This is a genomic window from Cellvibrio sp. BR (assembly GCF_000263355.1).
GTDB lineage: Bacteria > Pseudomonadota > Gammaproteobacteria > Pseudomonadales > Cellvibrionaceae > Cellvibrio.
In genome coordinates, this window is record NZ_JH668202.1 from 574,696 (window position 1) to 593,706 (window position 19,011).

Annotated in this window: 15 protein-coding genes; 6 read left to right on the plus strand and 9 right to left on the minus strand. The window is 48.7% G+C overall.

Features of this window, described 5'->3' with window-relative positions; translation table 11 throughout:
- The first annotated feature begins 3 nt into the window (after nt 1-3).
- The gene (locus tag O59_RS21060) at nt 4-1,935 is read left to right on the plus strand and encodes an ATP-binding protein (RefSeq protein WP_157152566.1); all 1,932 of its coding nucleotides are present in this window, start codon (nt 4-6) and stop codon (nt 1,933-1,935) included.
- On the plus strand, nt 1,913-2,344 hold the full coding sequence (locus tag O59_RS12810; protein ID WP_007643360.1) for a response regulator: 432 nt from the start codon (nt 1,913-1,915) through the stop codon (nt 2,342-2,344). The genes O59_RS21060 and O59_RS12810 overlap by 23 nt, the downstream gene beginning before the upstream one ends.
- Before the next feature lie 162 nt (nt 2,345-2,506).
- Here O59_RS12810 and O59_RS12815 read toward each other — a convergent pair whose 3' ends face one another.
- Complete coding sequence (locus O59_RS12815; protein ID WP_007643366.1) at nt 2,507-3,394, minus strand: LytTR family DNA-binding domain-containing protein; 888 nt, start codon at nt 3,392-3,394, stop codon at nt 2,507-2,509.
- A gap of 180 nt (nt 3,395-3,574) precedes the next feature.
- Here O59_RS12815 and O59_RS12820 point away from each other — a divergent pair, with 180 nt between their 5' ends.
- Entirely contained in the window at nt 3,575-4,780 is a 1,206-nt protein-coding gene (locus tag O59_RS12820) for an acyltransferase family protein (protein WP_007643368.1), read from the plus strand.
- Nucleotides 4,781-4,929: 149 nt separating this feature from the next.
- The gene (locus O59_RS12825; RefSeq protein WP_007643373.1) at nt 4,930-5,364 is read left to right on the plus strand and encodes an ester cyclase; all 435 of its coding nucleotides are present in this window, start codon (nt 4,930-4,932) and stop codon (nt 5,362-5,364) included.
- Here the strand turns inward: O59_RS12825 and O59_RS12830 are convergent.
- The 3 genes from O59_RS12830 to O59_RS12840 all read right to left on the minus strand — a co-directional run bounded on the left by O59_RS12830 (nt 5,322) and on the right by O59_RS12840 (nt 7,906).
- A complete protein-coding gene (locus O59_RS12830) occupies nt 5,322-6,476 on the minus strand; it encodes an ADP-ribosylglycohydrolase family protein (RefSeq protein WP_007643375.1) in 1,155 nt (384 codons plus the stop codon). The genes O59_RS12825 and O59_RS12830 overlap by 43 nt on opposite strands.
- Before the next feature lie 142 nt (nt 6,477-6,618).
- On the minus strand, nt 6,619-7,038 hold the full coding sequence (locus O59_RS12835; protein WP_007643377.1) for a hypothetical protein: 420 nt from the start codon (nt 7,036-7,038) through the stop codon (nt 6,619-6,621).
- A gap of 34 nt (nt 7,039-7,072) precedes the next feature.
- Nucleotides 7,073-7,906: a hypothetical protein gene (locus tag O59_RS12840; protein ID WP_007643378.1), complete on the minus strand. Its 834-nt coding sequence runs from the start codon at nt 7,904-7,906 to the stop codon at nt 7,073-7,075.
- A gap of 264 nt (nt 7,907-8,170) precedes the next feature.
- On the opposite strand from O59_RS12840, the gene O59_RS12845 reads away from it, so the two are divergent.
- On the plus strand, nt 8,171-8,575 hold the full coding sequence (locus O59_RS12845) for an NIPSNAP family protein (RefSeq protein WP_007643379.1): 405 nt from the start codon (nt 8,171-8,173) through the stop codon (nt 8,573-8,575).
- Nucleotides 8,576-8,606: 31 nt separating this feature from the next.
- Here O59_RS12845 and O59_RS12850 read toward each other — a convergent pair whose 3' ends face one another.
- The 5 genes from O59_RS12850 to O59_RS12865 form a co-directional block, all read right to left on the minus strand.
- A complete protein-coding gene (locus tag O59_RS12850; protein ID WP_007643380.1) occupies nt 8,607-9,209 on the minus strand; it encodes a PEP-CTERM sorting domain-containing protein in 603 nt (200 codons plus the stop codon).
- 109 nt (nt 9,210-9,318) lie between these two features.
- Nucleotides 9,319-9,735 (minus strand): GFA family protein, encoded by a 417-nt coding sequence (locus O59_RS22315; protein WP_081489708.1) that lies wholly within the window; start codon nt 9,733-9,735, stop codon nt 9,319-9,321.
- 41 nt (nt 9,736-9,776) lie between these two features.
- A complete protein-coding gene (locus O59_RS21065) occupies nt 9,777-10,283 on the minus strand; it encodes a DUF1905 domain-containing protein (RefSeq protein ID WP_007643381.1) in 507 nt (168 codons plus the stop codon).
- A 194-nt stretch (nt 10,284-10,477) separates the two neighbouring features.
- The gene (locus O59_RS12860; RefSeq protein WP_007643384.1) at nt 10,478-14,701 is read right to left on the minus strand and encodes a bifunctional nitrate reductase/sulfite reductase flavoprotein subunit alpha; all 4,224 of its coding nucleotides are present in this window, start codon (nt 14,699-14,701) and stop codon (nt 10,478-10,480) included.
- A 324-nt stretch (nt 14,702-15,025) separates the two neighbouring features.
- Nucleotides 15,026-16,702: a methyl-accepting chemotaxis protein gene (locus tag O59_RS12865; protein WP_232283085.1), complete on the minus strand. Its 1,677-nt coding sequence runs from the start codon at nt 16,700-16,702 to the stop codon at nt 15,026-15,028.
- Nucleotides 16,703-16,883: 181 nt separating this feature from the next.
- Between O59_RS12865 and O59_RS12870 the strand changes: the two genes are divergently transcribed.
- A complete protein-coding gene (locus O59_RS12870; protein ID WP_157152567.1) occupies nt 16,884-18,725 on the plus strand; it encodes a hypothetical protein in 1,842 nt (613 codons plus the stop codon).
- The last annotated feature ends 286 nt before the right edge of the window (nt 18,726-19,011 follow it).

A 19,011-nucleotide genomic window follows, 5' to 3' on the forward strand; every position in this document is an offset into this window, starting at 1 on the left:
TTCATGAAAAAACCGACACCTAGTATCCGTACCATACTCTTATTAATTGTAGGAGCTCTCAACATCCTCATAGCGGTGCTGGTGGGCAATGGTGTGTATGAATCATGGGAAAACTATAAACAAGCACAGCGCCTCAAATTGGGTGCAAGTGTTATTGATGCGCTCTATGGCGCCACCAAAAGTTGGTCGTTAGAGCGTGCCTCGTCCCTCTCCATTCTCCATGCCCCACCCGAATCGACGGAATCCATGCATCAGGATTTACTGAAAAATCGCCTGGAAGCTGATAAGGCACTGGAGCTTGCCCTCACCAATTTAGCCACCAGCAACTTCAGCGCGGCCATTAATACAGAAACAATTAATGAACATTATCAACAATTACTGCAACAGCGAACCGCTATAGACCAGGCACTTACACTACCCATTGCGCAACGCGACCCGCTGATTGCCAAGCAATATTTTGACCTTAGTACAGCGCTTATTACTGCCACACAAAATTTTATCCTTGTGTATTCCCGCACTTACCAACGAATCGACGCCACCATCGGCCAGCAAATGACCTTTAAATATTTTGTCTGGGAGCTGGCAGAACACTCAGGTGAGGAGTATGCAATCATCGGCCAAATGATTGCTGAAAATAAAAAGCCCACGCCGGAACAACAGAAAAAACTCGTGTCACTGCGCGGCAATATCGAATATGGCTGGGAAATATTGCGGAAATTCGCCAAAAATAATGAGCTTGCAGAACAACTCCTCCCCTTAATGGAAGAGGCATACACCCATTACTTTTTTACGTTTGATCAAATCAACGATCTGTTTTATTCCGGCTCATCACTATCGGCTGATACGGCATACCCAATTAGCGCCGAAATGTGGCTGGGCATGTCTGCCCAGGCAGTTGAATCACTCTTGCTCTTGCAAGATAAAATTTTAACGGAAACCCAATTGCGGGTTGATCGTATTGAAGACAAGGCCAAGCAAGAAATTATGCTAAGCACCATCATATTTTTATTTGCACTGATATTAAGTTTGTATTGCTGGAGCATTATTGTATTCCGCATTGCACGCCCGGTGAATGCGATGGTGAATGCACTCTACACGGCAACCAAAGACAACACTTTCGAAGCGCCTAAAATTCGTCACCACAATGACGAAATTGGCAAGTTAGCAAAAGTATTGGAGGTGTTTCAAAGCAATGCCCACAAAATACAACAGTCCAACGAGGCACTTGAGCGTTTTGCTTATATTGCTGCTCATGATTTAAAAACACCACTCAGGGCGGTGGATACCATTTCGCAATGGTTGGAAGAAGACCTGGAAGATTTACTGCCAGAAAAAAGCAAACAACACCTGGACGAACTACGCAGACGCGTCAAATTTATGGATAAGCTACTCGATGACACGCTGGAATATGCGCGTATAGATGCAACAATGGAATCGAAGCCCACCGAAATAATTAGCGGCCAACAACTTATCGATGAGATCACCACACTGTTAAATCCTCCTGCGGGTTTTAACATAAACATTGCCGAGCAATTAGCGCAAATCAATCTAAAAAAATTTCCCCTGCAACAAATTCTATACAACCTGATTAACAACGCGATTAAACACCACGACAAGGAATGTGGCACTGTCGACATACATATTGAGGAAAATGCATCAGGATACATTTTTTCAGTGCGTGACGATGGGCCGGGTATTGACCCGCGCTACCATCACAAAATATTTGAGATGTTCCAAACCTTGCAGCCACGCGATAAAAGTAAAGGTCGGGGCATGGGGCTGGCAATTGTCAGAAAGATTATTGCAACCACCGGGGGAGCTATTACAATTGAATCAGATATTGGAAAAGGGGCAATATTTCGTTTTACATGGCCCAAGTTAGAACCGGAAAATACAGGAGACGCTTGTGCTAATGCTCGGAGACGATATGCGTGAAGTGGTGAACATTCTCATAGTAGAAGATGACGAGGTAGATGTTGAATCACTCAAACGTTTGTTTGATAAAAAAGGCATCAAAAACCCTGTGTATCGCGCTGCCAATGGCGTAGAAGCCCTTGAAATTATGCGCGGCGAAAATAACAGGAGCAAAGTCCCCAAACCCTACGTTGTATTGCTGGACATTAATATGCCGCTGATGAATGGCATAGAAATGCTAAAAGAAATGCGCAATGACGAACAACTAAAAGACAGCATTGTTTTTATTTTAACCACCTCACCCCGCGATGAAGACAAAAGCATCAGCTATCAATTAAATGTTGCCGGATATTTTCTTAAACAAGACATTAAAGAGCTGGTGAATTTGCTCAGCCTTTACTGGCAACTCAATGAATTTCCTGAAGGCTAAAGCAACAATTCACACAAAGTTGCACAACAGCCGAGCCCCCCCGGCCTTATCCACAGAAGCTGTGAATAACTCTGTGCATGACCCTTTGGTAATGGAGTGCAGGGCCGATTATTACTGGCGTCGCACAGGGTGTTCAATTCCTGCACGCTGTAATTTCACTGTTCAGGAAAGGCTCAACATGGCCTTAAAGCGTTCGCGGTAACGGCGCGATAGGGTGAGTTTTTGGTCATTGCGCAAGCGAATTTCATAATCGCCCGTATCCAACGCTGTTATTTCCTGCACCTGCTCCAGGTTGATAATGGTGGAGCGATGAATGCGCGCAAAGTTGGGAGGCAAGAGTTTTTCCAACTTATCCATGGTGATGCGCATAGGGTACACACTGCCTTTGATATGCAAATTGGCGTAGTTGCCAGAGGCTTCAACCCATTCAATAGCAGCGGTTTGAACCAGAAACTCACGCCCCAGCTTTTTAATTAACAACCGCTCGGGGGGCGACGCAGGTTCATTTGTCTCGCTCTCTGCGCTATCAGCCAGGTAACTCGCCTCGCCCTGCAAGCGCCGGGCTATAAACCGGTAGCCCGCAATCACCAGTGCCAGGGTCAAATAGGCTTGGGCATCCTTGCGGTACTCATAAAAAAACTCCACTGGCCAATCGCCAAAGTCATAGTGCGCCCCCATCAGGCGGTACCACAGTTGGCGAATCGCCACCATGCCAGTGACATGCACAAGCGAAAAAGGCAGGGTCGCCAACAGGTGCGCAAGCAAACCCAGCTTTAGCCCCAACCGACTGATCCAGCGATCATTCAACCAAAGCCCTATCGGAATCAGTAACAGCAGCACAAGGCAGCTAGAGATCTCCCAGCAAAACGGCTCCCAAGTAGGAATAGTCCCGCCATTGCGGCGCACTTCCATCAAGGTTGTTGTCGCCAGCACCAGCACGTTAAGCCCAAACCACGCCGCCAGCAGCACAGCCCCCCAGGCCCATTGGTGAGCTAAAAAATGCCGGATTAACAAGGGCTGCTGGTGTGGTAGCGGGTGGCTCTGGTTCATAGTGGTCACAGTTATTGGCGATGCGCGGACTATCGGGTGGCGCAGGCGATATGCCAAGCCCAGCCCGTCACAACGGGCGTCCGCTGGTCACATTTTGTTGTAGAACAATCACTTAACAACCCTGCAAGGCATTGCGTTTACCTAGCATAGCGCTTTCATCTTCTCGCGGGGAACCCGGTCATGACACAAGCACAAACCTTTTCACCATCAACGGTAGCCCCGCTCCAGCCGGAATTTCACCGGCACAGACTGGTTGAGCTGGACTGGCTCAGGGTACTGGTGTTTGGTTTATTGATTCTGTATCACACCGGCATGCTTTACGCCGAAGGTTGGGACTGGCACTACAAAAGCACCTACACCAGCAGCTTGCTCACCAACATTATGCTCTGGTCAAACCAGTGGCGTATGTCGCTGCTGTTTTTAATCAGTGGCGCAGCGACCTCTTTTTTAATCGCCAAGCAACCTGCGGGGCAATTTATTCGCGGGCGCATCCCCCTACTTTTACTGCCGCTGCTGTTTGGCATGTTGGTGGTAGTGGTGCCGCAAGTTTATGTGGAGGCGCACAGCAAAGGCCTGATCAACAGCCCGAATTATTGGCATTTTTGGTACCTCTACCTGGATCAAACCAGCGCCGAATTTGCGCCGCATAAAACCCTGGGGCAGCTGCACCTCACCTGGAACCACCTGTGGTTTCTACCCTACATTCTCGCCTATAGCCTTATTTTCCGGGCGATTTACCCGCTGCTGAATTCCCGCGTTTGTGCACCGGTTTGGCAATGGTTGAGTAAAACCCTATCGATCCGCGTGGTGATTCTTGCCCCCATCGCCTTGTTTTACCTTATTGGTTGGTGGCTCTACGACAAATACCCAACCACCCATAATTTTGTGCAGGACTGGTATAACCATGCGCGTTCGTTTTTATGTTTTGCGATGGGTTTTGCTCTGGTGCGCCTGCGGCTGTTATGGAATCAATTGGCGTCGCTGCGCTGGTATTTATTACCCGGCGCATTATTAACCTACGCCTACGCATTATTTGCCTTTAACGGCGGTTCGCTGGGTGATAGTGACCTGGCCGATGAAATCAATGGCGTTATCTGGTCCGCCAATGGTTGGTTGTGGATAGTGGCAATTATCGCCTGGGCGCAATATTGGTTCAGGTTTAGCAATCCATTACTGAAATATTTAAACCGCGGCGTTTATTGTTTTTATATTTTGCACCAGACGCTGATTATTGTTATCGCCTATTTTGTCGTGCCACATAAATTGGGGAGTGTGTTAGAGCCACTACTAATTATCTGCGCCGTTGCAGTGAGTTGTGTGGTTTTATTTGAGTTGATTAAGCGATTGCCAATCATTCGAGTGTTATTCGGAATCCAGCACCGCTAAATCACGCTGACAACTGCAGCATAGCCTTTCCCGGTGGCCACACTTATTCCAAGGGTCGCTCAAGAATACGCGGCCCAGCCCCTTGCTCGGCCAGCACATCATCCGGGTTGCGCAAAGGGCAATCCTGTAGCGACAGGCATCCACAACCAATGCATTTCCTCGCCACGCTTTTTCAATCTCAGATTCCTCCCATCACCAAATCAGAACTACTTGCCCAAACCTTGGCAGAAGAGTTGAGGTGCGAGGGGTTTCCTGAATTTAATCCACAGAATCCGATTGAATTCAGCGGTTTTTTAAATTACTTGTTGGATGTATTCCAGCAACCGGATGTCAAAATAGAACTGCTCCTCACTGACAACACCAAAGTGCTGATCCATTTCCAAATACAGGGTAATCATCACGAAGAATTTATGGGGCTTGCACCAGCCAACGGCTTGCTACTATTCAACACCAACATTCTTTTTAAATTACAAAACAATCGTATCAGCGAAATTGTGATGGGCGATAAAAAAGTCACGCTCACAACCAACAAGGGTGCGATCTATAAATTCACGGGTTTCAATAACGCCTCTACTTCAGCGTGAATATCCGCTGCGTTTTGTAATTGCACAAACCAATCCTGCAGGCCATCGCCGCTTGCCAAGCCGAGTATCACACCCAGCACCGCACCCCGGTGGCAATTATCGCCACCGAGATTGGCATTGGCGATAAGTGCCTGCCGTGGATCATCACAATATTTCCATGCGAGATAGAGCAGGCTCGGCCAGGAGTCCTCTATGTAACAGGCGCGCGAAAACTTTCCGCCAACGACCTGATTATCATCCGCATATTTTTGTACCAATAACGGCACATCAATAGCCGCTGACTGTTTAGCCGTAGCAGCTATAAATTGGCGCGCATCACCTTCGGTGCGAAATAACAGCGCCTCAATCAGAGCGACATAAGCATCGCAAATTTTTGCCAGGTTATCGTCGGGATGCGTTAAGAATAAATGCATACGGCAAAGCCTTTGCACGCGCTCAAGGGAGCGATCAAACAACAGTTCCGCGATTGCCAGCGGTGCTATGCCAACCAAACCACCTACCGAAGCAGTATCGTGAGTTTTTGCCGCTGCCTTTTCCGGTGGCAAGCCTTTGGCAAGGTTGGCAAAAAATCCACGGTGATAAGATTCCGCATAGGTATCCGGGTGCTGCGGAATACCTGCCGTCATAAACTGAATGTAATCTTGCAAAAAATGAGCGGCATAATAGCGCCCATTATTATTTGCCATAGCCCGCATCAGTACCCGCATACAATGCAAGTTCAAGGTATTGTCGCCCGCGCGCATGGCGCGGTGATAATGCTGATTAGCAATACCCCAATACTGGCGTTTGTCTTTTAAAATAATATCACCCACCACCTGCGCCCCATTATTCGCTTGTTGCACACCACGGCCACCGGCAGTGGTTGAATGCAAATTCATAATCGACGAGGGGTGAAACCTGGGTGCCGCTTCAAATTGTTGAATACCGCCGGGAAATGCAGCATAAATATCAAATGGGTTGTACAACCAATGTACGGGCATGGCCAGGGCATCAGCGATAAAACTATTGCACAGTGCGGCGCGGGCACGCATTTGTGGGGAGTGATTGACCAGCCCACGCAGATTTCCAGCAATAGCAATTTTATTAAGTTCAATAGAATTTTTTATAGTCACCTGCGCACCTGAATTAAAAAATGATTCAGTGCTTTATTCGATGAGAGAGGGAATTAAGATCACGCGGGGCAAAAGGAACAATGGGAATAAAACACCAAGGCGACCGGACGGTCGCCTCACATTCAGCGGTTTATATTGCGGCTCACGAGTCTGTCGCGCCTTTCATTGCCTCACAATCTTTTTTAATTTCCTTTAACGCCGCAAGAATTGCTGAGGGTTTCGCCGCACTGATCGCTGCAGCCAACACAATGAGATCCGCCGTAAGATCGATAAAAGTGGCTATATCGTTAATTTTTTTGAGTTTTTGTTTGGCTGAGACGATGGTTTCCAGCAGGCTTTTTTGTGTTTCCGCCAGTCCAGTCACCACACCATTGGCTGCATTGATATACAAGCCATTGGCTTTTTGGCGCAAGATAATTTCATCCTGAAAAATCAATTGGGCAGCAGGCCGCTCAATCTCTTTTCGTTTTACTGCCTTCATCAGGCGTTCATGAATAATATCGGCACAATTATTTAGCTCCGCGGCAACAGTTTCGATTTGAGCCTGGGTTGTTAAAGCCATGATAATCTCCTGTATTTCCTTTTCATTTCATGATTCACATGGAATTAATATGATCGTTTATTGCTTTGATATCTTTTGCAAATTGACGGAGGGAATCCTTAATTTCCTGGCGTGAAAGTTTATCCAGATTTTCAACTAATAAACCATGCCCCTGTGCAATAGTTTGGATACCTTTTCTGGCCTCAAGATATTTTTTATCGGCCAGTTGATACTCAGATGCCTTAGCCTGCAGGTGAGCACGCGCAAGCGTCACCAGAAGCTTGTCTTCCGATTGATCGGTAAACGAGAGTTCCAATTCCAGAAGTCCGTTAATGGTTTTCCACTCATTGTCGTTGGTTTTTTGATAGTAACCAATCAGTTTTTCCATGCCGATCAAAGCTGTTTGCAAAGGTTCATTCCCCTCCTTTATAAACTCACGCACAGCGCGCTGCTGATAAGATGACGTCGCCCATTTGGCCGCAATTTTTGCCAACCCGGAGAGCGCATCAACTTGTGTTTTATCTATACCAAACTCGGGATGTGCTTTGATACCTGAAGCCACCGAATCAATACCAGGAGTTAGATCAAACGATTTATCCCCCGCCAGGGTGGCTAGCGTTTGCATATAAACGCTAATGGTTTGATGGATTTTTAATAAATCCTGATAGGCCGCTTTGCGACGCAGGTCATTTTCCTGCGCCAACCGATCTGCGTCACCTGATATATAAGGCTGCTCACGATAATAGGTATCACGAAAGCGAGTCGTCAGCTCGGTGTAACCAGAGAGTTGGGCGGACTGACCAGCGAAATCCTGAACCTCCTTGAGGTTCGTGCAACCAAACAGCAAGCTGGCAAATGCAAAGGTTATGGCAACTTGAATGAACTTCATGAACTGTCTCCTTGTGTATCGTGTTTTATCAATGACAGGCGCAACTCGTAACGGTGTCCATCACGGGCAGGTATTTCTCCCCGAGGATTCATTTTTAGAAATTTATCAAGAAAAGTAAAAACGTGTTGTAATCTGTGTATCGGTACGCCTGAGCACCCAGGTATGTTGATAGTATGTTTTCACCGGCTCGGGGTAATTTCAGGGCCAGCTTTTTGAACACCATTATTCTGAGTTTTTCCTTTCAACACACAGGCCACAATTCCTATGAAAAAAATAATCTTTACCTTGATCACCTTATTCAGTTTTTTTGCGCTTACACCCGCTCTCGCCGCCGACGACTCTCCAGTATTTGAGTTGCGTGTTTACACTACACATCCAGGTAAAATGCCGGATCTGCTCGCACGCTTTAAAAATCACACCACCAAACTTTTTGAGCGCCACGGCATGGTAAATGTCGGCTATTGGTTGCCGGTCGAGCAAAAAGGCGGTGACAAACTTCATTATATTTTGAAATACAAAAACCGTGCTGCAGCAGAAGCGGCGTGGAAGGCATTTGCTGCCGATCCAGAATGGATCAAAGTTCAAAAAGAAAGCGAAGCCAATGGCCCTATAGTTGCCGGGGTTGAATCCACTTTCTTAGTATCTACCGATTTTTCAAAAATCCAGTAATGGAAATGTATAGAGTGCGCTTAATGCGCACTCATTTAATTGAGCTGTACCTGTTTAAAATAAAAATGATATTCAGACGACGAATTGCCATACTCAACAAGCCAATCAGAAACAAAATCAATACCTCAGGCTCTGGCACTTCAGTTGCGTAGTGAAACACCAGATCATCCAGATAAGGAGTTGTTTGGCTTGCAACATGAACGTAGGAAATACCAAATTCGGCCTGAAGTGTGATTTTCTGGTTAGGTATGTAGCGAGTGCTATTTTCAGTGCTCATTCCCCATACCCCACCTTCGGTGGAAAGTATTTCAAGAAAATTATTTGGACCCGTAGCTAAAACACTATTTTTTAATTCATCTAAGTTATTCAAAACAAAACTGACATAAACTGGCAGTTCACCTACAAATGAAAAGCTAAAACCGGGGCCAGTGATACTATTTTCTGATGGCCAGCTTGCTAAATAAGCATTATCGAAAATAACACCTTTGTTTGCATATTGATCGGTTAATTGCATTACCTGATCTGGATAATCCCGCTCCAAATCGTCAAAATCAATAACAACTGCCTGACTACAAGCACTGGCGAATAAACAGAAAATAAAAACGAAATATAAAACGGCTTTTTTGTTACGCATTTTAAAATACTCCCTTTTTGCCAATTGAAAGACGCTGATCTACTCCATCGCTCACATAAGCAGCTTCGAAATAGAAACTCAAGGCCTTTAGGCGACACCCCAAAAAACTTCACAAGTGTCTGGTCTCTGCCGGGCAAGATTCATAATCGTCGTTGCGACCATCTTGATACTTAACTGGAGCGGCAGCGACGTCCTGTTCTGCATTATCCAGACAGGTAAGGTAGACAGCGTGAAACTCTCCACCAAAATCCGCTAACCAGCCTCTGGAGAATGGCCTGACACCGCAATGCTTGCAAAAGAAGTGGTGAAGTATGGGGGAAGACTCTATTGGGGATATCCACTGGTAGTCCGACAAACTTTCAGAGCCTTGCAACAGACGGAAAGCGTCGCCCTTGGCAAAGGCTTTCCAAAATCGCGTTTTACTGCAGAAGGAACAATTGCAACGACTTGTACCCGCAGACAAATCAAGGTCGCATTCAAACTGGAGTGCACCACAGTGACAACTGCCTTTGTATGTTTTCAGCATTTTTTAATTTTCTCCGCGTTAAATTCCAAAGCACGATCAAACTATTCATTCCAGGATCTCGCCAAAAACCGTCCTTTACCACCTGCTAATACATGTATTGCCAATTGCGTATTTCGGCTTTGCGCTTCAATTGATTTCAATCGAGTTATGTAGCGTAAGATTTCCTTTTGAAGGCTCGGAATAAGTTCATCCCAGCCTTGTTGGGCAAGTTGATTTTGCGCTAAAGCCTCACTAAACCAAGTAGGCATTGGATGAACGGGCCCCGGTTTATAATTTGCGTCAAATTGCAGCTTTACGTCCACAACACTTCCAACCTTGGTATTGGATGCTTTGAGTACTTCACCACTCAAATACAAATAAAAACTTCCATCACCAGCAGGCATCATATTGATACGCCACGGTGGCTCCGGTTTACTGTTTACCTGCACCAGTACAGGAAGGGGCTTACGCCAATTTTCTTTTAGTTGTGCAGCCAGTGTTGCACTGACCAATACATAAGGATTGATTCCACGCTTTTTGATCGTGGGGGTAAAACAAATACTGGCCATAGCGCATTCATCTCGCTGGGTGAAAGAGCATGAGAAGTTTTGGGCGTAGCAATAAGCTTAACGAGAGCCCCCTGCCCATAAAATAGCAAATTTATATGCACCAAGAATAGTGCGATATTTGAGCAAAAAAAATCCCCCGCCAACTTTCACTGACGAGGGATTTTTTAATAACCAAAGAAGTTACTAGTTATGTGTTAATACACATCGCGCAAATAGCGTTTATCCATATTTAATTTGCGGATGTAGTTAACGGTTTCGGCCTCATCAAATTTTCCGTATTGCTGGATGATGTCGCGCAGGGCCTGGTCTACGTCTTTTGCCATGCGACTGGCGTCGCCACAGACACAGAAGTAAGCACCCTGCTCTAACCATTCCCACAATTCGGCGCCGCGTTCGCGCATACGGTCTTGCACATAGATTTTTTGTGTTTGATCGCGCGAGAAGGCGAGACTTAATTCATTCAGCACACCGTCTTTTTGGAATTGTTGGATTTCATCCTGATAATAAAAATCGCTGGCGGCGTGTTGCTCACCGAAGAACAACCAATTTTTACCCGCATCACCGCGTGCCTGGCGCTCTTGTAAAAATCCACGGAAGGGAGCAACACCCGTGCCGGGGCCGACCATGATCAACGGTGTATCACCATTTTCCGGCACATGGAAATGTTTGCTGGGCTGAACGAAGATGGGAACATCAACGCCTTCGGCGCGATCCGCCAAAAAGGTTGATGCAACACCTTTGCGAATTTTTTTGCTGTCGCGGAAACGACTATAGCGCACCGCCGAAACCGTCAGGTCAATTCGGGTTGGTTGCGCTTTTGAACTTGAGGCGATGGAATATAAACGCGGTTGCATACGTTTTAGTAGCGGCAAGAATTCATCCACACCCGCGCGAATAGGGAACTCTTGCAGAATATCCGCAAGTTGACGACCGTAAAGCCATTCTTGTAATTCAGCTTTGTGTTCTGCATCGAGTAACTTTTTTAATTCGCTGCTATTGCTGCGCTGCGCAATAAAATTCAGCGCCTCCAAACTGGGGCGGCAAATTTCATAATTTTCCAGCAGCGCTTGATGCAGCGGTTTTTCGTGGGTGTCCACAACCACAGGCGCTTCTGCATTAAAGTTCAGCGCTTGCTCAAGCTCAAAGACATAGTCAGGGCAATTTTTTGGCCAAACACCCAGCGCATCACCGGCTTCATAGTCAATACCGGAATCGCCCAAATCAAAGCCGAATTGGCGAACATCCTTACCCGAGCCATCACGATTTAAACGTTGATTAACAACCAAGCGCGAAGCATAGGGATTCGCTTTCGTATAGGCGGGAGCTGTGGTGGCCGCTGAATTAGTAGTTGCAGTCATGGAGGGTAATGAATTCGCCGCAGATGCTGTGATAACAGAAGTTAGGGGTGCTAATTGCTCACTGAGCTTAACAAACCATTCTGCTGCTGGCGACTCAAAATCGCTATCGCAATCCACCCGCTCTACCAATGCGCTAGCACCCAATGCCTGTAAGCGCGCAAATAATTTTTTGCCATGACCACAGAATTGGTCGTAATTGGAATCACCCAACGCCAACAAGGCAAATTGCACAGCGCTTAAATCCGGTGCGGTATCGCTGGTTAACTGACCCCAGAAATCGCCGCCGTTATCGGGCGCATCGCCATCGCCAAAGGTGCTGGTAACAAATACTACAACTTTATTCTTTGCCAGTTTTTCTACCGAATAATCATTCATGGATTGGAGATTAACCGCCCAACCCTGCACCGATAATTGCTGCGCGAATTTTTCGGCGAGCGCTTCTGCATTACCGGTTTGTGATGCCCAGAGCAGCACCAATTCCGGTTTGGCTTGCGCAGGTGCAACCACCCCCATGGCGGCAACACCTGCAGGCAGCACACGACTAAACATTCCAGCGAGCAAACCATTTACCCAGGTGCGATGCGGCGGTGCGATGGGCGCATCAGCAGGTAGCGCAGGCACGGCGGAAATCGCCTTGGCACTGGCTTGCAGGCCGCTCACATAACCGCCCAAATAAATCAGCTCAGCATCGGAAAATTCGGGTGCTACGGCTTCCACTACACCGATTTTGCTAGCGAAGGTTTTAATCAAGGTGATGCTGGTTTCCTCGCTCACTGCAGCAAAGGCCATGGGCATTTCATAGTCGTACTCATGGCTATTGGCGTTTTGTGCGGAGTCGTCGGTGGAGTCGCTTGCTTCGGCAAACACTTCTACGCGTTTTAATGCGACCGCAGCCACTTTTAATTCTGGCTGCTGGGAAATTGCATCGATTTTATCGCTGGTCACAGCATTGATGCAGAGGTTATCGCCGTAAACATCGTTCCAGTGAATCGGTGCAAAACAGCAACCTGGTTGTACCCGATCAGTCACCACTGCAGGCAAAATCGCGTAACCGCGACGCGAGCGGATTTCCACTTTGTCTTTGTTTTTAATGCCCAACTCGGTTGCATCCTGCGGATTAATTTCCACAAAAGTGCCAGGATTTAATTTATTGAGCGTGGCGATTTTTCCGGTTTTGGTGAGCGTGTGCCATTGATGTTGCACGCGGCCAGTATTCAGAATAATGGGGAATTCAGCACTCGGCATTTCTGCCGCATCCACATGGGGGCGCGCGTGAAAAATTGCTTTGCCGGAATCAGTCGCAAATTGAATAAAGGGTTTGCTGCCGTCCTCCGCGATTTTAAGCGGTTGATTGATGCCGGTATTTAAATAACGAATAGGATTGCGCGTAGAGGTTTCATCGGCGCAGGGCCATTGCAGTGGTGACTCGCGCAAACGTGTGTAATTAACACCGCGCAGATCGTAACCAGTTTTGGGGTTGTAACTTTGTTTGATTTCTTCAAATACATCTGCCGCAGAATTAAAACTGAATCCCTCACTAAAACCCATTTCGCAGGCGACGCGCGCAATAATTTCCCAATCGGCCATGGCCTCACCGGGTGGATTCACGGCTTCTTGCATGAGCGTGATATTGCGCTCGGAGTTGATCATCACCCCTTCCGCTTCTGCCCATAACGCACCGGGCAATAAAATATCGGCGTAGCGATTGGTTTCGGTATCAAGGAACGCATCCTGCGCGATAACCAGCTCCGCTTTTTGCAAACCTTCAATCACAATTTTGCGATTGGGCACAGACGCTACCGGATTGGTGCAAATTACCCAGCAGGCTTTTACTTCACCGGCAGCCATTCGCTCAAATAAATCGACGGTGCCTTTGCCGAGTTTGGTGCTGATGCTGCCTGGTTCAACGCCCCACATTTGCTCGATAAATTCACGATCTTTTTCCACTAATAATGTGCGCTGCCCTGGCAGACCCGGGCCCATATAACCCATTTCGCGTCCGCCCATGGCATTGGGTTGTCCTGTGAGTGAAAAAGGGCCGCTACCGAGGCGACAAATTTTTCCCATCGCCAAATGCAAATTACAAATCGCGTTAGTGTTCCAGGTGCCGTGGGTACTTTGGTTTAAGCCCATAGTCCAGCAGGTCATAAACTCGGGCGCATTGCCGATCATGTCAGCAGTTTTAATTAATTGTTCAACAGAAAGACCGGTAACTTCACTCACTTTTTCGGGCGTGTAATCCGCTAAAAATTCCGGAAAACTTTCCCAGCCTTGGGTGTACTGTGAAATAAATTCTGCATCGGTTTTGCCATTTTTGTGCAACAAAAATAACAGGCCGTTTAACAATGCGAGATCAGTACCGGGTTTGATCGGCAAATACAGATCCGCTTTGTCTGCAGTTGTAGTGCGGCGCGGATCAACCACAATTAATTTTGCACCGGCTTTGACGCGATCCATCATGCGCAAATACAAAATCGGGTGGCAGTCCGCCATATTCGCGCCTATCACCAAAAACAAATCGCTGTGATCAAAATCCTGATAGGAACCGGGCGGCGCATCGGAGCCGAGGGAGAGTTTGTAACCCGCGCCCGCGCTCGCCATACACAGGCGCGAGTTGGACTCGATATTGTTGGTGCGCAAAAAACCCTTAGCGAGTTTGTTGGCGAGGTACTGGGATTCAATGGACATCTGCCCCGAGACATAAAAGCTGATGGCATCGGGGCCGTGAGTATCCAGAATCTCGCGCAGGCGTTTGGCGGTAGTACTGATCGCCTGCGCCATGGAGGTTTTTACCGGGTCGCGGTTGCGTTCACTGCGCACAAAGGCAGATTCCATACGGCCAGAGTTGGTGAGCGCTTGGGCGCTGGTCTGACCTTTGGTACACAAGCGGCCAAAATTGGCAGGATGGTTTTTATCGCCACTGACTTTGGTGATTTTTTTACCGTCGGTTTCCAGCACCATGCCGCAGCCAACGCCGCAGTAGGGGCATACCGAACGCACGGATTTGTTTTCGTTTTTAGTCTCGGTTTTGCTATCGATTTTAACAATGGATTCAGACATAGGTTTGCAACTCCTCATTAAGAGGGGTTTAGCAAGCGCTATGCCAGTGGCTGATAAGGTGTGGCGCTTTAGGTAATTTCGTGCAAACGAATCCCAAAAAAACGCTCAACAGATTGATTTTTATAGCATTTTTAAATACATCAACCCCACTCCCTCACTGCGGCAAGCAAGAGGGAACTGGGGTATCGACTATTTTTTGCATCATCTAAATGCATATTTTTGGGGCGCGGGCACCGGTTTGTTATTGAATGGTGCACCAAGCAGATAGATGTCTCATGAACAGGAAAGAGCGCCACTCACTTTACGCACCAAAAGTGATCAAAATTAGGTCTTAAACTGCCCTACCAACTGCTGCAGCTCCGTACCAACACTCGCCAATTCATTGCCTGACTGCTGGGAGCGGGCAGCGTAGCGACTGGCGGATTCTGTGGCATCAGCAATGGCGTGCATGTTGCGATTGATGGACTCAATCACTTGGGTCTGCTCCTCGGCGGCGGTGGCGATTTGCAAACCGCGCTGGCTAATAGTGCTGACCTGTTGATCAATAGCGCCGAGCGCATCCGATGTTGCACACACCATTTGCACCGAGACATCCCCCTTCACCAAACTGCGTTTGATTGAATCGCTCGCTGCCGTGGTACTGGCTTGCAGGCGTTGGATCATCTGTTGGATTTCTTCGGTAGAGGCTTGGGTGCGGGCTGCCAAGGCGCGTACTTCGTCGGCCACCACCGCAAAACCGCGCCCCTGTTCACCGGCGCGCGCCGCTTCGATAGAGGCATTGAGCGCGAGCAAGTTGGTTTGCTCGGCGATGCCGCGAATCACATCCGACACAGCGCCAATGCCGTTTACCTCTTTCTGCAGCTGCTGCAAACCATCGGTATTGAGTTTGACTTCCGACGACAGCGCCTGAATGTTATCGATAGACTTGGCCGCCGTTGTTTGCGCATCTTTGGTGGTGGATTCCGCTACATTGGCTGCCGTTGCTGCGTCCTGGGTACTGCGCGCCACTTCTACCGCCGACGCTGCCATCTCATTAATAGCGCTGGCGACTTGCAGGGTTTGTTCGCGCTGGTTATCCAGGGTTTGGTGGGTAGCGCTGGTGTCTTGCGATACCTGCTGGCCGATGCTGGCAACCTGCAAGGTGAGCTGCTGGATGCGTTGGATCATGCCGTGGATGGAATCGACAAAGCTGTTAAAGGCACTGATTACCGCGCCGATTTCGTCGTCGCTGGTACGGGTTAAACGGCGGGTTAAATCGCCACCGCCGCGCGCAATATCTTCAAGGCTGCGCACCAAACCATTGAGTGGTGCCAGAGTTTTATTGGCGATATACACCGCAAGCAGCGCTATCGCCCCGAGCAATACCAACGCTGCCGCAAACACCCACATCAGGGTCGCGGTAATATGCTCATCGGCCACGGCGCGCGCCGAAGCGACAGCTTCATCAATATTGTCGATGTAAAAACCGGTGCCCAGCATCAGGTTCCATTTATCGAGCCAAATGGCATAGCTTAATTTTGGGTAGGCGGTATCGCCCTGCCCCAAACGCGGGAAGTGATAGGTCACAAAGCCACCGCCTGCCTGCCCTTGTTTGACCAACTCGTTGATCAGGAACACACCATTAACGTCTTTGTAGTCGCGAAAGCTGTCGCCAATACGTGCGCTGTCGCTACCGGAAAACACCCGCACTGAATTGCCGTCGTAGCCAAAGTAATAGCCATCCTTACCGTATTTAAGCTGCTTCAGCAGAGCAATGGCCTGATCTTTTTGCACGGAGTCGCCCGCGGGAGCAGCATCGTATAAGGGCTTAACGAGGGAGCTGGCGATATCCAGCGAATTGCGCAGTTCGTTTTTATGCGCGCTGAGCAGGGTGTCGCGCAATATGTCCATGTCCCTATCAACTACGCCTTGCATGCGCGAACTAACTAACGCCAAGAGCACGATAAGAATAGCGATACCGGGCAGTAGCCCAAGCAAAATCAATTTGAGTTTCATTGACATGGAACCCATTCCCCACCTCCGATTCTTGTTATTGTCAGGGCAGATGCAGCCATCCGCCATATGGTTATTTCGACCAATTGTAACCAGTTTGGCTTGAACAGCCAGCAATTCAGACTAAAAGATCTAAAATCGTCTATATTCAATTACATAGTTATAACCGATGACCCGTAATGGCACTGCGATGACCCAGGAAACAGAGATTCACTTACTGCTTAAAAAACTGGCCGTGCCAACACAGGATCTGGCGCAGTTGAGTTTTTGTCGCGGCGCCAAAGAGGCTCAGGTAAAAGAATGGCTGCAAACCTTGCCGCTCACACAAGTACAGCAAGTCAGCGCCCAGCTCTATCAAGCCGTGCATGAAATCAGCCGCGCGGAGATGAACAGCGAGCAGCGCCTGGCGATTCTGGAGCTACTGCGGATTCCGGTACACCACACCCTCAATGGCCTCGCACGCAAGTACCTGAACCAACCGCTGATTCTGCCAGAGGCGGCGCTGAAAACGGCCACTATTGCCCAAGCGATCCAGAAGCATTTTCTCAACGGCTACCTGATATTGGTGCGCCAACTGTGCCAAAAACCCGGCCTCAAAAAAGAAGCCCATGACCTGCAAGCACTGGTGATTGCTCGCGCGCTAACGGCGCTGGGCTTGTTGGTATTGCGCTCCTACCAACTTTATTTACCCATCGCCAGCCAGGTGTGGAGTGAAGTTCATGCGCTCTACCAAATCGCCTGCGCGCTGGGTGTTGCGCAAGTTCCGGTCGATGACCGCCTGCCGCACCAACACGACGTAAAAACCATCCATAACCAGTATTTACGTGTGTTGTTGCTCGCCTCGGCACGCCCTAACCAACTGCGTCAGGACGAGATTGAAAATACCTACAACCTGCTGGAAACCTTGGCCGCCAGCGCTGAACTGGACGATTACGACCCCAAGGGTAAAGAAAACCTGTTTGTGGTACTGACCAACAGCAACCGCTCACCTTTTTATAAATCCCACTGGCGCCCTGCCGCCGCTGCAGAAACAACGACGGCACTGGAACTGCGCACCCATCAATTAGTTACCAAACTGGATGAACTCGCCAAAAATACTGGCGAGAGCAATGGCGATCACAAGCCGGTCGCACTCAGCGCGGCGCTGGTTAAACATTTGGAGCAGGCCTGGAGCCATTTGGCACTGCGCAGCTTTGAGCGGCAGGATGTAAATGCCGAGATCGAAGTCACTGTGGGGCTGAGTAACATCCATTTTCACCTCGCGGACGAACAAGCATTCAATGTGTTCTTAAATCGCAGCAGCGGAGTCGCGGTGGCACCGGAGAAAGGCGACATCTTCCAAAAACGCGGCGTTCAGCTTAAAAAAAATACCCCCCAGAATAACGATGACCCCTGGGGCGATGCATTTGATGTGCGCGGCACTCCGCTGGAGGGGAAAGCCTTATCCACCTTTAATATTGAGAAAAAACTGCTGGAGCGGGAACAAGTGGACTATCAGGGGCTGCACCCGATTTACAAGGTGCCGCTGGTGGATCGCAGCCTGGGTGGTTACGGCCTGGAATGGCGCAGTGAAATTCCGGTGCAGGTGCGTGCAGGTGAATTGCTCGGGCTACGTGAGTATGGACGCAACAAATGGGCGATTGGGGTGGTACGCTGGGCGCATCAAATAAAGGGCGCTACCCAGCTGGGCATTCAAATACTGGCGCCCCAAGCCGTGCCGGTGGCTATCGCGATAGTCCACAAAACCGGTGCCCTCTCTGAATACTTGCGCGCACTGCAGATCCCCGAGTTGCGCGCGGTTAATCAACCGGCCAGTGTGATTACCAATGCGGTTTCCTTTCACGAATACAACAAGGCGCGGCTCTACAGCCAACCGGCACCGGGGAGTCAAACAGCGGGAGATAAATCGATCCAGCTGACCCAGCGGTTATTTGCCACGGGCGCCTTTAGCCAATTTGCCTTCCGCGAATTGATGAGCACCAGCGGCGAACCCACCAGCGCCAAAGACGATTTTAATTCCGTATGGGAATAAAGGCCTAACAGGGTTGGCGGGTGAAACCAGCTGTAATGCGCTGTAGTTGTTGCAACCTGGGGCACAGTGCATCATTCACCCCATATAACTAAAAGGCTCGACCAGATCCCATAAACCGATGATGAAGTTGAGCAAGTTCCTGATTTCAGTAATATAGCCACCCAAGTAGCGCCGGTCGACGCAAGCAATTCGCGACACAAGGTAGAGTTTTTCGACTTATCGGCACAAATTGGTCACATCACACAAAAAATGCACTGCCGCACAGCGGAAAATGGCTGGATCCGGC